This is a genomic window from Corynebacterium sp. HMSC05C01 (assembly GCF_001807155.1).
Lineage (GTDB): Bacteria > Actinomycetota > Actinomycetes > Mycobacteriales > Mycobacteriaceae > Corynebacterium > Corynebacterium coyleae.
The window spans coordinates 22,644-37,482 of record NZ_KV787958.1; the positions used below are offsets into that span (position 1 = coordinate 22,644).

At 61.4% G+C, this 14,839-nt stretch carries 15 protein-coding genes; 3 read left to right on the forward strand and 12 right to left on the reverse strand.

The annotated features are described in order from the left end of the window. Positions 1–12: 12 nt before the first annotated feature. From rdgB to clpS, 9 genes are all read right to left on the reverse strand, one after another. A complete protein-coding gene (gene rdgB, locus HMPREF3145_RS07295) occupies positions 13–612 on the reverse strand; it encodes an RdgB/HAM1 family non-canonical purine NTP pyrophosphatase (RefSeq protein ID WP_070422585.1) in 600 nt (199 codons plus the stop codon). Beyond that, on the reverse strand, positions 606–1,334 hold the full coding sequence (gene rph, locus HMPREF3145_RS07300; protein WP_070422586.1) for a ribonuclease PH: 729 nt from the start codon (positions 1,332–1,334) through the stop codon (positions 606–608). Before rph ends, rdgB begins: the two co-directional genes overlap by 7 nt. Positions 1,335–1,379: 45 nt before the next feature. Further along, positions 1,380–2,378 (reverse strand): Abi family protein, encoded by a 999-nt coding sequence (locus tag HMPREF3145_RS07305; RefSeq protein ID WP_070422587.1) that lies wholly within the window; start codon positions 2,376–2,378, stop codon positions 1,380–1,382. A gap of 155 nt (positions 2,379–2,533) precedes the next feature. Then, positions 2,534–3,301, reverse strand: coding sequence for an MBL fold metallo-hydrolase (locus HMPREF3145_RS07310; protein WP_070422588.1), 768 nt, complete (start codon positions 3,299–3,301; stop codon positions 2,534–2,536). Positions 3,302–3,364: 63 nt separating this feature from the next. Next, the gene (murI, locus tag HMPREF3145_RS07315; protein WP_070422589.1) at positions 3,365–4,183 is read right to left on the reverse strand and encodes a glutamate racemase; all 819 of its coding nucleotides are present in this window, start codon (positions 4,181–4,183) and stop codon (positions 3,365–3,367) included. After that, positions 4,180–4,842 (reverse strand): rhomboid family intramembrane serine protease, encoded by a 663-nt coding sequence (locus tag HMPREF3145_RS07320; protein WP_070422615.1) that lies wholly within the window; start codon positions 4,840–4,842, stop codon positions 4,180–4,182. The genes murI and HMPREF3145_RS07320 overlap by 4 nt, the downstream gene beginning before the upstream one ends. 216 nt (positions 4,843–5,058) lie before the next feature. Continuing rightward, positions 5,059–6,018: a P1 family peptidase gene (locus tag HMPREF3145_RS07325; protein ID WP_070422590.1), complete on the reverse strand. Its 960-nt coding sequence runs from the start codon at positions 6,016–6,018 to the stop codon at positions 5,059–5,061. Positions 6,019–6,027: 9 nt separating this feature from the next. After that, positions 6,028–6,567, reverse strand: coding sequence for a DUF2017 domain-containing protein (locus HMPREF3145_RS07330; RefSeq protein WP_070422591.1), 540 nt, complete (start codon positions 6,565–6,567; stop codon positions 6,028–6,030). Positions 6,568–6,576: 9 nt separating this feature from the next. Continuing rightward, complete coding sequence (gene clpS, locus HMPREF3145_RS07335; RefSeq protein WP_070422616.1) at positions 6,577–6,876, reverse strand: ATP-dependent Clp protease adapter ClpS; 300 nt, start codon at positions 6,874–6,876, stop codon at positions 6,577–6,579. A gap of 104 nt (positions 6,877–6,980) precedes the next feature. On the opposite strand from clpS, the gene HMPREF3145_RS07340 reads away from it, so the two are divergent. Both HMPREF3145_RS07340 and HMPREF3145_RS07345 read left to right on the forward strand, forming a co-directional pair. Further along, positions 6,981–8,306, forward strand: coding sequence for a nicotinate phosphoribosyltransferase (locus tag HMPREF3145_RS07340; RefSeq protein WP_070422592.1), 1,326 nt, complete (start codon positions 6,981–6,983; stop codon positions 8,304–8,306). Between the two features lie 3 nt (positions 8,307–8,309). Continuing rightward, positions 8,310–10,268, forward strand: a complete 1,959-nt coding sequence (locus HMPREF3145_RS07345) for an ATP-dependent DNA helicase (RefSeq protein WP_070422593.1) — start codon at positions 8,310–8,312, stop codon at positions 10,266–10,268. Here HMPREF3145_RS07345 and HMPREF3145_RS07350 read toward each other — a convergent pair. From HMPREF3145_RS07350 to nrdF, 3 genes are all read right to left on the reverse strand, one after another. After that, entirely contained in the window at positions 10,258–10,983 is a 726-nt protein-coding gene (locus tag HMPREF3145_RS07350) for a peptidyl-tRNA hydrolase (RefSeq protein WP_070422594.1), read from the reverse strand. The genes HMPREF3145_RS07345 and HMPREF3145_RS07350 overlap by 11 nt on opposite strands. A 91-nt stretch (positions 10,984–11,074) precedes the next feature. Beyond that, positions 11,075–12,775 carry an aa3-type cytochrome oxidase subunit I gene (ctaD, locus tag HMPREF3145_RS07355; protein ID WP_070422595.1) on the reverse strand — a complete coding sequence of 567 codons (1,701 nt, stop codon included), beginning with the start codon at positions 12,773–12,775 and terminating at the stop codon, positions 11,075–11,077. 228 nt (positions 12,776–13,003) lie between these two features. Next, positions 13,004–13,993 (reverse strand): class 1b ribonucleoside-diphosphate reductase subunit beta, encoded by a 990-nt coding sequence (nrdF, locus tag HMPREF3145_RS07360; protein ID WP_186806827.1) that lies wholly within the window; start codon positions 13,991–13,993, stop codon positions 13,004–13,006. A 122-nt stretch (positions 13,994–14,115) separates the two neighbouring features. Here nrdF and HMPREF3145_RS07365 point away from each other — a divergent pair, with 122 nt between their 5' ends. Continuing rightward, positions 14,116–14,832, forward strand: a complete 717-nt coding sequence (locus HMPREF3145_RS07365; RefSeq protein WP_070422597.1) for a FadR/GntR family transcriptional regulator — start codon at positions 14,116–14,118, stop codon at positions 14,830–14,832. Positions 14,833–14,839: the final 7 nt, after the last annotated feature.

The following is a 14,839-nucleotide window of genomic DNA, read 5'->3' on the forward strand; positions in this document are numbered from 1 at the left end:
TAACGATTTTCGTCACTCCAGCGCTGCGATGTGCTTTGCCAACTCCCGCAACGCCTTGCCCCTGTGGGACCGTGCGTTCTTCTCCTCCGAGGTCAGTTCCGCCGAGGAACGCCCCGGCGCGTCATCCGGCGCGAAGAGCGGGTCGTAGCCGAAACCGTTGTCGCCGCGGGGCTCGCGAAGCAGTTCGCCTTCCCAACGCCCTTCTGCGACGTGTACATCGCCTTCTGGGGTGGCAAGCGCGCAGCAGGACACAAACGCTGCGCGGCGCTGGTTGATGTCTTCCATCTGCTTGAGCAGCAGGGCGTTGTTGCCAGCGTCGTCGCCGTGGTTACCGGACCAGCGAGCGGACAGGATGCCCGGCATGCCGTTGAGGGCTTCGACGCTTAGGCCGGAGTCGTCAGCGACGCACGGAAGACCAGTCGCGGCAGCACCTACCCGGGCCTTCAGTACGGCGTTTTCCTCAAAGGACAGGCCGTCCTCGACGGGGTCGGGGTACGCGGGGGCCTGATCAAGCGACACTAGCTCCACTCCCCCGATGGCCAGCTCGCGCAGCACCTGGTCGAGTTCGCGGACCTTGCCCGGGTTACGGGAAGCGACGAGGACTTTTACCATCCCAGCGCCGCCTTCTGGGCTGCGAAGAGCTCTTCGCAACCCTTGGCTGCCACGTCGAGCATCTCGCCGAGCTGCTCGCGGCCGAACAGGCCGTGCTCGCCGGTGCCCTGGATCTCGACGAAGTTGCCACCCTCCTGCATCACCACGTTGAGGTCCACCTCCGCGCGGGAGTCCTCCTCGTACGGCAGGTCAAGGCAGACGTGGCCGTCGATGATGCCAGCAGAGATCGCCGCTACCGGCTTCAGCAGCGGCTCACCCGGCACCACGCCGCGCTCCTTGAGCACAGCGATCGCGTCCGCAAGTGCCACGTACGCGCCAGTGATCGACGCGGTACGGGTACCACCGTCGGCCTGGAGCACGTCGCAGTCGAGCTGGATGGTGTTCTCACCGAGTTCAGAAAGATCCACCGCAGCGCGCAGGGAACGACCCACCAGGCGCGAAATCTCGTGCGTGCGGCCCTTTACCTTGCCACGCATCGATTCACGCGGCATACGCTCGTGCGTCGCGGAAGGAAGCATGGAGTACTCGGCGGTCAGCCAGCCTTCGCCGGAATCCTTCTTAAAACGGGGAACGCCCTCCTCCACCGAAGCGGTGCACATCACGCGGGTGTTACCGAACTCCACCAGCACGCTGCCAGCAGGGTTCGAAGTAAAACCGCGGGTGATACGGACAGGGCGAAGCTCGTCGACGGCGCGACCGTCAAAACGCGAAAAATCAGTCATAGCCCCAAGCGTAACGCAGGCGGGCGTCGCGTCCCTGCAAGCCAACTAGACCCAAGGCGATTTATTAATCACGTTCGGAGGGCACCCCATTGCGGTGAGGATGGGCAACGAGTGTGAGTGCGTCGAAAGATCGTGTCCCGAGAAATTGGCCATCAGGAATTCGTGAGCAACTTTGGTGAGCCCGAAATGTGGCTCTCCTTCGATCACACCGTGCAGGTACTGCAACATGGACAATTTGAAGAATGTCCGGTCTCGCAACGATTCCGGATACGCCCGAATCCAGCTGAGTGTGGAACTTGGTTTTCTTGGCACAAGCGGTGCATCGTCGACACGGTTATACAGCCTCGAGTAATGTGCACACGTATTTCGCAAATAAGCCAGCGATCGCTGCCATGACCCGAGCTCCTTGAACGTGAGCCCGGTATCAGCAGCGATCTGCTCGCGCATCCACTTTGGAAGCAGATCGTACAGATTGTGCAGCGTTCCCCATTCGAAGGTCTGCACTGCAGCCCAAATTGGAAGATCTTCGATGCGATCCCGGTAGTGGTGTACGAAATCCTCTTTGGAGTAACCAATAGATGCGTCAAAGCGGTCCAACCACTTTGCATACCGCTCTACCTGGTTCGGTTCCTTAATGGGAGGCTGCATCTGCAGGTCAAGCATTGACGGGTCGTCAAGATGAAGATGAAGCAGCGGGTGCACGCTACCAATCGCGGGTGCAATGGCGTTACGGAGCCAAATCTCCACGGGCTCCAACGCACTCAAGGCTGCCTTACGCAATCGGGTATCGAACCTCATGAGTCGAATGATGTCGTCGAAATTCGTTCCCTCACGGAATTCATTCTTGCGTGTGAGTTCGTATCCGTGAAGTTTTTGTTGATTCGGGAATGGCTCTCTAAACGGGTACCAGTATCCGCTCAAACGGTAATATCCGATGTTTCGCAGCGACTCTTCCGCAGACGCAAGATCTGCAATTCGCATCCCCCGTTCGCCCAATAGCGTGAGCAAGTCTTCATAGTTCTGAAACGGTTTCGTGGATACCACGATCCCCTACCCCCAAGATTTTGAAAACCGGCCCTGGACTGACTACTCAAGATGTAGCCTAGCGGAACCGGTCGTTGTGGTGGCTAATTTAGCGCACGCGACCCCCTAGGTCACCTTCCACCCCTTAAAAGGGGTAACGCAGTAAGGCCCGACCCTTACACCTCGTAGACGGCGCCGGCCTGCCCCAGCAGAATCTCGCCATCAAACTCAGTACGGGCTGCCTCAAGCACACTGTGCGGGTCAGTCCACGGTTGAATGTGCACCAGCACCAGCGTCTTCACCCCGGCTTCGCGGGCGAGGCGTCCCGCCTCCTTGCCAGACATGTGCATGCCTTCGGCTTTGCCTTCCGACGACGCACCCCAGGCTGCTTCGCAGAGGAACAGGTCGGCGCCACGGGCGGCGTCGATAAGCGACGGCGTGTAGCTCGAGTCGCCCGAGAACGTCAGCACCTTGCCGTGCGCGTCCTCCACGCGCAGCGCATGCGACTCCTGGGCCGGGTGGACCACTTCAAACGGCGTGACCGTCAGACCGCTCAACGTCTCCGGCTCGCGGGTACGCCAGGTGGTGAACTCGAATGTGTCGGTGCAATCGTCGACATCATCCGGACCATCGGCGCTCATGCGGCCAAAGTGCTCAACCGCATACGAAGGCCCGATGAGGCGGTGGCGCTGCTGCGCAGGTGCCTCCGGATGGTATCGGCGCCACACCAACAGCGACGGGAAATCCGAGCAATGATCAGCGTGCAGGTGGCTGAAGATCACGTGGGCCGCAGCAGGATCGAACCGTTCCTGCATCGCGGCGAGCGCCCCCGGACCAAAGTCCATCACCACATCGGTTTCACCCGGCACCGAAATGACGTAGGAGGAGGCGGGGTTCCCCGGCGCGGCAAGGCTTCCGGAGCACCCAAGGATGGTCAACTTCATGGAAACACTGTGCCATGAATGCGCCCTAATTTCACACTGGATCGCCGAAGCGCACGGCGAGTTTTACAGTCTGTTGCCCACCGCATGCACCTGAGGGCCGAGGAATCGGCGGGCGAGCTCATCGAATGTGCCAGGATCTCCGGTGGATTCGAAGATGCGGATTGGGGCGGTGGTGTCGTCGCTAAGCAAATCGCTCTCCGTGAGCACGCGCAACACATCCTTCGAGGTTTCCTCCGCAGAGGACACGAGCGTGACATCATCGCCCACGGCCAGCTGGATCACGCCGGAAAGCAGCGGATAGTGCGTACAGCCGAGCACAAGCGTGTCCACGCCTGCTTCGCGCAGCGGCTCCACATAGCCGCGGGCGACCTCGAGCACATGCTTGCCGGAGGTCACGCCCTGCTCCACGAGGGGGACGAAATCAGGGCAGGCAACAGCGGTGACATCCACATTCGGGTTGACCGCGAAGAAGTCCTGATACGCACCAGAGGTGACGGTGCCTTCGGTGCCAATGACGCCGATCTTGTTGTTTCGGGTGGTCGCCATCGCACGGCGTACTGCAGGCTGGATCACTTCGAGGACAGGGATGCTGTAGCGCTCGCGGGCATCATGAAGAAACGCGGCGGTGGCGGTGTTACACGCAATGACAAGCATCTTGCAGCCACGTTCCACCAGATCGTCGGCAATGCGCTGCGAATGAGCGCGCACATCCGCGATCGGCTGCGGACCGTACGGGCTGTTGGCGGTATCGCCGATATAAATCAAGGATTCGCCCGGCAACTGATCCATCACCGCACGCGCCACGGTCAGCCCGCCGACACCGGAGTCGAACAACCCAATCGGCGCGTTGTTACTTACCTGGTTGCTTACCTGGTTACTCACCTGCGCGCCTGCTTTTCCGCAGCCTTCGCCTGCTTCTTCGCATGCTTTTTCGCGGCGAGCTCCGGCGGATCGTCAGACGTGATGATCATGCCGGCGACAATGCCACCGATCGCGCCGAAGAGGTGCGCCTGCCAACTGACACCCTCAGTGCCCGGCAGCACACCCCAAATCAAACCGGAGTAGAAGAAGCCGAGGATTAAGCCGGTAAGAATCTGACCAATCGAGCGGTTGAAAAAGCCACGCACCAACAGGTACGCCAACCAGCCATACACCAGGCCGGACGCGCCAATGTGGTTCGTGCCAATACCGCCGAACACCCAGGTGCCGAGTCCGCCGATGAGCAGAACGAACGTTGTCACCTCACAAAACACGCGCTTGCCGGAGTAACCGATGAGGTAGGCAAACAGCGCACCTGGCAGCGAGTTGGAAATGATGTGTTCCAGATTCGCGTGCAGCAGCGGCGAGGTGAAAATCATCGGCAGACCGTTGATGTCCAGCGGGTGTATGCCAAAGCCCTGCAGCCACGGGAAGAAGAGCTGCAGAATAAACACAGCCCAAATCAGGGCCAGGAAGCCACCTGCAAAGCGCAGCCCGGATTTGCGCTGCTGCCTGCGTTTGAGCGACCTGCTCGCCGGGTAACCCTGTCCCTGCAACCCCATGCCCGGCTGGCCGTACGGCTGACGCTGGTTGGCATAGGGGTTGTGTGGCACACCCGGCGCGGGCATGTCACCGAACGCGGGCGGTTGGCTCTCCGGGTGGGAGAACGGTCGCTGGAACGGCTTGCCATAGCCGGGTTGGCCGGTTTGTCCGTAGCCCCAGCCTTCAGGGGTGTGGTGGTTGTTATTGTTCATCGTGGTGCAGCTTAGCTGCCTGCGCTAGGCACGTGCGATGTCGCGCCAGGCGGTGATACCAAAGTCACCGGTTGCGTTTACTACAGCGTCCACGATTGCAGCCTGCACTGCTTGGGCGCCGGCTTCTCCGATGCGTCCGAAAGCTTCGACATCGCTGACCGGCTGCGCACCAGGTTGAGCGGTGGACACCGCGAACAACGTGTCGCCGTCGAGTGGCGAGTGCGCGGGGCGAATGGCTCGTGCGATGCCGTCGTGTCCGGTCATTGCCACGCGCTTGAGTTGTGGCTTTGTGAGCGGCGCATTCGTGGCAATCACACCGATCGTGGTGTTCAGTTTCGGTGTGGGGCGCTCAAGCGCGTTAAACCGCTCCAGGTCCACCGCGGGTTTCGCACCATCGCCGTAGAGGAGCCCGGTGTGCTTATCGACGACCATCCCAACCGGATTGGCAACCACATACGCCTCAACCGTGTAGCCGTCCGTGCTCATCGTGCTCACCGTGGCCTGGCCAAACCCACCCCGCAGCACGCCAGCGGTTGCGCCACAGCCAGCACCGACACTGCCGGTCGCTCCTGCACCACCGTCGAAGGCGGCGGTGATCGCGGCTGCACCATCGGCCGCAGTGGGGCGGTGTGCCGGGTCGCCGACGACAAGGTCGAAGATCACCGCCGCAGGCACGATCGGCACCCGGGGGCCCGGCATGTCTTCGCCGAACACCGGAAAGCCCCAACCGCGGCGTTCCAGCTCGGCCATCGCTCCATCGGCGGCCGCAAGTCCAAACGCGGAGCCGCCACAGAGCATGATCGCGTGGACCCGCTCAACGGTGTTGTGGGGTTCGAGCAGGTCAGTCTCACGTGTACCAGGGCCACCGCCGCGCACATCCACTGCCGCGACCATGCCTGCCTCGTGCGGTGCAAGGATCGCGGTCACGCCAGTGTCCGCGAGTGAGATGTGGCCGATGCGGGCCAAGGGGTCGTCGATACGCATGCGCTCGAGCTAGCCCATCAATGCGTCGAGCAAAGAATCCTGACAGTACGCGAGCCACTCCACGAGCATCGCGCGCTCCTGCTGAGCGCCCTCGCCACCCGAAGTGTCAGCGGAAATGTAGAGGCGCATGTCGTTGACCGCAGCGATGAACTTGTGCGCGTCTTCTTCCTCGATGGTGACCTCAACGCCACCAGTGGGGCCGAGCGCCTCGTTGACCACCTGCAGATTGATCAACTTCGCACGAATGATGTCGTTTTCATGCAAGCTGCGCAACAAACCGTTGTCGCCCTCGAACTCCTCGTCGCCCTCACGCTCAAAGTCGGGCAACAAACGAGCCAACTTCGGATCCTGTGGCGCCTCCGTGTGCCCGGTGGAAACCCCCATCATCTCCGCGAACTCATCCTTCGGAGCCGACTGCGCACGTGCAATCAACGCCTCCGACACCGTCGCCGTGAGATCTCCAATGACCTCACGCTCCATCGGATCAAACGTGGTCGTGTACTTCGGGGTTGAACGCATCAACCCCTTCTTCTTACGCCAAGGCTGCATTCGTCTCCCCTACCCTGCCTGCTGCATCGTCGCCCACAGACCGGCGGTATGCAGTTTCTTCACGTCGGTTTCTACCTTGTCCTTCTCGCCAGAAGAGACCACAGCCTTGCCCTCAGTGTGGACCTGCATCATCAGCTCCTGGGCGCGCTTGCGGTCGTAGCCCAGCACCGTCTGGAACACATAGGTGACATAACTCATCAGGTTCACCGGGTCGTCCCACACAATGCACAACCATGGCAGGTTCTCGCTCGTGGCCACCTCGACATCGACGGCCTCGTCGAGCTCCGGGGTCGCCATCGGCGAACTCATATGCGCCGGTTCGGCAGCGTTGCGAGCTGAAGCAAACATGTGAACCACCTTACCCCGTCGGACGGGAGGGGACGGGAGGGGACGGGAGGGTACGCTTGCACACCATGAACCAACCGCTGCCCTCTACCGCGTTTTTAACCGACATGTACGAGCTCACCATGCTCGACGCCGCCATCCAAGATGGCACAGCCGAACGCGAGTGTGTTTTCGAAGTCTTTGGCCGCCGCATGCCCAACGAGCGCCGCTACGGCGTCGTCGCAGGTACCGCGCGTGCCCTCGACGCAATTACCCGCTTCCGCTTCACCGAAGAGCAGATCGCAACCGCCGATTTCCTTTCCGATGCAGCACGCGAATATCTCCGCAACTTCCGCTTCTCCGGCCAGGTGGACGGCTACCGGGAGGGCGATCTGTACTTCCCGTACTCCCCAATCATGACGGTGCGCGGCACGTTCGCCGAGTGCGTCATCTTGGAAACTGTCATCCTGTCCATCCTGAATGCCGACTCCGCGATTGCCTCCGCCGCGTCGCGTATGGTCTCCGCGGCAGACGGCCGGCCGATTATCGAGATGGGTTCGCGCCGTACCCACGAAGAGGCTGCCGTTTCGGCTGCACGTGCGACCTACATCGCGGGTTTTGACGCAACTTCCAACATGGAGGCGTCGCTACGCCACGGCATCCCGGCGTCCGGTACTGCCGCCCACTCGTGGACGCTGCTGCATGTCGACGAGAACGGCCAGCCCGATGAAAAGGCCGCCTTTGCCGGCCAGATTAAGTCCCTAGGTAAGGACACCACGCTGCTGGTGGATACCTTTGACATCACCAAGGGCGTGGACAACGCGCTCGAGGTTGCTGGCACCGAACTCGGCGCGGTGCGTATCGATTCTGGTGATCTCGGCATCGTCTCACGCCGCGTGCGCAAGCAACTCGACGAGGCAGGTGCGTTCAACACCAAGATCATCGTCTCCTCCGACTTGGATGAGTTCGCCATCGCAGGTCTGCGCGGCGACCCAGTCGATGGCTTCGGCGTCGGCACCTCTGTGGTGACAGGCTCCGGCGCGCCTACGGCTGGCCTGGTCTACAAGCTCGTCGAGGTCGAAGGCCACCCCGTGGCCAAGCGTTCTTCCGGCAAGGTTACCTACGGCGGCGGCAAGTCTGCGCTTCGCGCGTACCGCTCCTCCGGCGTTGCGGTGGGCGAGATTATCCACCCGATGGGCGCCGAAATCCCCCGCAAGCCGAACCTGGACTACCGCGAGCTGACCGTGCCGATGATCCGCGACGGTGAGGTCCTGGACAACCAGCCAAGCATCGAGGACAGCCGAAAGCTGCACGCCGAAGCACGCACCACCCTGCCCTGGGAGGGCCTCGCTCTGTCGCGCGGCGAGGTTGCCATCCCGACCCGTTTTATCGGGTTTCCGGAGCCCACCGAGTAGGCCGTGGCAGACGAACCGCTTTCGCACAGCACAGGTGAGTTGCTTTCGGCTGCCGTCGAGTCGCTCGGCGGCTCGCGCCGGCCTGGCCAGGTCAAGATGGCCGACGCGGTCACTCGTGCGTTGGATTCCGAACGTCACCTTGCCGTTCAGGCAGGCACTGGTACGGGTAAGTCCCTGGCGTACCTGGTTCCTGCGCTCCGTTATGCACAGATGCACGACACAACCGTTGTGGTCTCCACTGCGACGATCGCGCTGCAGCGCCAACTGGTCGACCGTGACCTGCCGCGCCTTGCCGACGCGCTTGAGCCTCTCCTGCCCCAGCGACCAACCTTTGCCATCCAAAAGGGCCGTAACAACTACGTCTGTTTGCACAAGGTGCTTGCGGAGGACCCCAGCGACACCCTCATCGAGGAAGAGGATCTGACCTGGCTGGGCAAACACGTCAAGCGCGTCGCCGATTGGGCGCAAGACACCCCGACCGGTGACCGCGACGATCTGGTTCCTGGTGTGCCAGATCAGGCGTGGCGCCAAGTTTCGGTGACCTCCCGTGAGTGCTTGGGGGCGACGCGTTGTCCGCACGGCCAGGACTGCTTCGCGGAGATCGCCCGGGAGCGCACCAAGGACGTGGACATCGTGGTCACCAACCACGCACTACTGGCTATCGATGCCCTCGCCGATGTGGACGTGCTCCCCCAGCACGATGCTGTGATTATCGACGAGGCCCACGAACTCGACGGACGCATCACCTCGGTCGCTACCGCGGAGATTTCCGCACGCGCACTCGCCATGGCAGCTCGCCGTGCCGACAAGCTTGGCGCGAAACGCGAAACACTCGAGGACGTTATCGACGACTTCACTGCCGCCATCGACCTCGAAGCCCCCGGCCGGTGGGAAACCATTTCCGACCCGGCACGTGGTGGTTTTGTCGCTCTGCGCGACGCGTTGTGGAAGACCCGCCAGTCCATCGGCGAACCGCCCGAGGGTGAGGCCCAGAACGATCCGGAGAAGTTTGCGGAGCGTGGCAACCTGACCAACCACTTGGAGGATCTCCACGACGCGATCGTGCGCATCCTCGGTGTGTTCGACGAGCCGGATCCGGCCAAGCACACCGACGTTGTGTGGCTCACCCGCTCCGACCGCCACGGCGATTCCGTCTCCGTCGCGCCCCTGTCGGTCGCGGGGCTGCTCCACGAACGGCTTTTCGGGGAGCGCACCGTGGTGCTTACCTCTGCCACGTTGACGGTCGGCGGCAACTTCAACGCCATGGCCAGCGCCTGGGGTTTGCCGAAGGGCACCTGGGACTCGCTCGACGCTGGCACCCCGTTCGACCCCGCCAAGTCGGGCATCCTCTACACCGCGAAGCACCTGCCCACCCCGGGCCGCGATGGGCTTGCGAAGGAAACGCTCGATGAGATCGCGGACCTTATCACCGCCGCCGGTGGCCGCACCCTGGCACTGTTTTCTTCTCGACGAGCCGCCGAACAGGCCGCCGAAGCCATGCGGGCCCGCCTCCCCTTCGACATCTTGTTGCAGGGCGAGGACTCCACCGGTGTACTGGTTGATAGTTTTGCCAAGTCAGAGAACTCATGTCTGTTCGGCACACTGACGTTGTGGCAGGGCGTCGACGTTCCAGGGAGCTCGTGCTCGCTGGTCATCATCGATCGCATCCCCTTCCCCCGCCCCGACGATCCCCTGTTGCAGGCCCGAGCGAACGCCGCCGATGCCGCCGGCCGGTCGGGCTTCATGGAGGTCTCCGCCACCCACGCGGCGCTGCTCATGGCGCAAGGTGCCGGCCGCTTGCTGCGCTCCGTCAATGACCGCGGGGTCGTGGCAGTGCTGGACAATCGCTTAGTGACGAAGCGCTACGGCTCGTTTATCCGCCGCAGCCTCCCCGCCTTCTGGGATACCACCGACCCCGAGGTCGTTCGCGGCGCGTTGAAGAGGTTGGTGGCTAAGGGATAGCCACCACGGTGGTGGAACCGGGCGCGACCTCCGTGTAGCCCGCGTCTCGCACCGCGACCGCACCTGGCCGATCGCAGTACTCACGGAACTGATCAGCAGACACTTCACGCACGTTTAGCGGGAACCCCTGCTCGGCCCAGTCCAGCACCCACTCGAGGTCCTGCGCCGCAGCAAGCAACATTGAGGCGTGTCCTACCTGTGCGGCCGCCTTGCCCGCGGACATCGCAAGCGAACTGTCCACTGCGATCAACGGAGCACCCTCGACGAGCGGCAGGTCTTCGCCCTCCTCGAGTTCTGTGCCCTTGATCTGCAACTTGGCTATCGCATGTGGCACATCCCCTACAGCAGACGGAACAAACGCGCGTACCGATCCCACTGTCACCCCAGGTAACGCCTGCACGTCATCCCAAGCCTTGTTCCGTGCCCTCCGGGCAACCTTACGGATGCGGTGTGAATACCACTGCTCTACCCCGTCGCGCCAGAAACCATCGATGCCCGCACGAGAGTCGAGGCATACGGCGACGACGGCGCGGGCGGCGCAAACAAGCACCGCGTTGCGGCTGGGCGGATCCTGCTTGGGCAGATTGATGGCGAGTTGCATCGCCTGCACTGTCGATGGGTCGTTTGGATCCTCGCTGCGTTGGCGGTAGTCATCTGCGACGCGTTCCCGCAGCAGCTCGTATGCGCTTGTGATTTCGGTTGTCTCGGCATTCATCCTGGTTCAGGGTAGTGGGCACAACAAAGCCCCCGCCGAAGCGGGGGCTGAGTTCAGGAGGCCAGTAGTCCGTTGCTACTTGGCTGGGGTGTTATGCCTCGCGGTGGCCAGTGTGGGCCTCACGACGCAGGGTCTCCACCATGTGCGGGTAGTGCAGCTCGAACGCAGGACGCTCGGAGCGGATACGCGGCAGGGAGGTGAAGTTATGGCGCGGCGGCGGGCAGGAGGTTGCCCACTCGAGGGAGTTGCCGTAGCCCCACGGATCGTCGACGGTGACGATCTCGCCGTAGCGCCAGGACTTGAACACGTTCCAGATGAACGGCAGGAAGCCGATACCCAGGATGAAGGAGCCAACAGTGGACACCTGGTTCAGGAGGGTGAAGCCATCGGTGTCGAGGTAGTCAGCGTAACGACGCGGCATACCCATGTTGCCCAGCCAGTGCTGAACCATGAAGGTCAGGTTGAAGCCGATAACAACGAGCCAGAAGTGAATCTTGCCCAGCTTCTCGTCCAGCATGCGGCCGGTCATCTTCGGGAACCAGAAGTACACGCCAGCGGTGGAAGCGAACACCACGGTACCAAACAGGGTGTAGTGGAAGTGCGCAACCACGAAGTAGGAGTCGTGCAGCTGGAAGTCCAACGGCGGAGCAGCCAGCATAATGCCGGTCAGACCACCGAAGAGGAAGGTGAACAGGAAGCCCGTTGCCCACAGCATCGGGGTCTCGAACGTCAGGTGACCGTTCCACATGGTGCCGAGCCAGTTGAAGAACTTCACACCGGTCGGAACCGAAATCAGGAAGGTCATGAACGAGAAGAACGGAAGCAGGACAGCGCCGGTGGCGAACATGTGGTGTGCCCACACAGCCATGGACAGACCTGCAATAGCCAGGGTTGCGAAGACCAGGCCGATGTAGCCGAAGATCGGCTTACGGGAGAACACCGGGACGATCTCGGACACCAGGCCGAAGAACGGCAGTGCGAGGACGTACACCTCAGGGTGGCCGAAGAACCAGAACAGGTGCTGCCACAGGATCGTGCCGCCGTTAGCGGTGTCGTAGATGTGGCCGCCGATGAGACGGTCGAAGAGCACACCCATTGCAGCTGCGGTCAGCAGCGGGAAGATCATCAGCGCGATGATCGAGGTAACAAACACCGTCCAGGTGAACACCGGCATACGGAACATGGTCATACCCGGCGCACGCATGGTCAGCACAGTGGTGAGCATGTTCACGGCGGAAGCAATGGTGCCCACACCGGTAGCGCCTACACCGACAATCCAGAGGTTGGCGGAAACGGACGGCGTGTGCGTTGCGTCAGCCAGCGGCATGTACATCGTCCAGCCGAAGTCAGCAGCGCCACCCGGGGTAACGAAGCCGGCCAGCATGGCGATAACACCAACGGTGGTGACCCAGAAGCCGAATGCGTTCAGACGCGGGAAGGCCACATCAGGGGCGCCGATCTGCAGCGGCAGAACGTAGTTAGCAAAACCCCAAACGATTGGGGTACCGAATGCCAGAAGCATCACGGTGCCGTGCATGGTGAACAGCTGGTTGAACTGCTCGTTGGACAGGAACTGCAGGCCTGGGCTGAAGAGCTCCAGACGAATCAGCAGGGCCATCAGGCCAGCCACGAAGAACCACACGAACGACATGATGATGTACATGATGCCGAGGTCTTTGTGGTCGGTCGTGATGAGTTGCTTATAAAATTGCGAACCCTTGCGGGCATGGCCCGTCGGCTCGGGGCGTGTCGGCGGGACGTGATTGTCCAGCCTAGGTGCCACAGCGGTCATTGAATCCTCCTGATTTCGACAACTGCACTTGACCCGAATTGCCTCGAATCACGCACAGCTGCCACGAGTGATACCGGATCAGCATAACGTTCTGCACACTGTTTTTCCAGCCTCTCCGAATACTGTTCCCCCTTGCGGGGTGAACCCATGCAGTCAACCCTGCTGCGTTGTCTGCAAATGGGAGACGCCTCGCCGGTTGGCGAGGCGTCGTCGACAAGCAAAGTGCGCCTAGAAGTCCCAGTCGTCGTCCTGGGTATCCTCCGCACGACCAATAACGTAGGAGGAACCCGAACCAGAGAAGAAGTCGTGGTTCTCATCGGCATTCGGCGACAGCGACGCCAGAATTGCCGGCGAAACCTTCGTCTCATCCGCCGGGAACAAACCCTCATAACCAAGGTTGTTCAGCGCCTTATTCGCGTTGTAGCGAAGGAAGCGCTTCACGTCCTCCGTCCAGCCGAGCGGGTCGTAAATATCCTCGGTGTACTGATTCTCATTCTCGTACAGGTCGTACAGCAGATCGAAGGCGTAATCCTTAAGCTCTTCCTTCCGCTCTTCGGACTCGTTGCGCACACCGAGCTGATACTTGTAGCCGATGTAGTAGCCGTGCACGGCCTCGTCGCGAATGATCAGACGGATAATGTCGGCCGTGTTGGTCAGCTTCGAGTGCACCGACCAGTTCAGCGGCAGGTAGAAGCCCGAGTAGAACAGGAACGATTCCAGCATCACGGAAGCAACCTTGCGCTTCAGCGGATCATCGCCCTCGTAGTAGGACAGGATGATCTTCGCCTTGCGCTGCAGGTACTCGTTTTCCTCAGACCAACGGAATGCCTCATTAATAGAAGGGGTATCCGCAAGCGTCATAAAAATGTTGGAGTAGGACTTCGCGTGCACCGACTCCATGAAGGCAATGTTGGTCAACACTGCCTCTTCGTGCATCGACGTAGCATCCGGAAGCAACGACACCGCACCAACCGTGCCCTGGATTGTGTCCAGGAGCGTCAGGCCGGTGAACACACGCATGGTCGCGGCCTTTTCATCCTCAGTCAGCGTGTTCCAGCTCGGAATGTCATTGGACACCGGAATCTTCTCCGGCAGCCAGAAATTACCCGTCAAGCGATCCCAAACCTCGAGATCCTTGTCGTCGGGCACATTGTTCCAGTTAATCGCCTTCACCGGTTTGGTGTGAGACTCAAGGTAACTCGCGTATTCGTCAGTCATGGCGACCATCCTACCCGAGACCCCCATAAGAGAAATCGGGCTTGAAATTGCATTGAATGAGCGTCTCAATGGCCTAAGATACTGACGAATTACACACAATTAGCTGCCTGAAGGAGGGCACTGTGACTTCGAGCGACAAGCGCTCACCCACGCAACCCCTACTCTCGTCCATCCTGGATGTGTTAGGGGAAGAGATCGTCTCGGGTGTCCAGCCGGAAGGCAACACGTTCACCCTTCATGATCTGTCCGAGCGTTTCGGTATCTCTCGCACGGTCGCGCGCGAGGCGATGCGTGCGCTTGAGCAGTTGGGGTTGGTGTCGTCGTCACGCCGCGTGGGCTTGAAGGTGCTCCCCCAGTCCGAGTGGAATGTGTTCGACCACCAAATCATTTCTTGGCGTTTGCGTAGCGACGAACAACGGCACGCCCAAATCACTTCCCTGCGCGAACTTCGCGACGCAATCGAGCCGTCCGCCGCGCGCCTCGCCGCGACGAATGCCACCCCTGCGGAAGCACGCGAGCTGTGCGCCCTCGCCGAGCGCATCGTGGAGCTCGCCGGTCAGGTCGCCGGTAACTCTGAGGAGTTCCAAGAGGCCGACGCCCGCTTCCACTCGTTGCTGCTTACCGCGTCACGCAACGAAATGTTTGTCCAGTTGACCCAGCCGATCATGGATGTGATGAAGGGGCGCTCCGAGTACGGCATCATGCCGGACGATCCGGAGATGAACACCATGAAGATTCACATCGAGCTCGCTGACGCGATCGCCAACAACGATCCGGATCGTGCAGAAGATGCTTCTCGACGACTCCTGCGCGGTGTCAACGAGTTCATGGAAATTTAACCCCCGG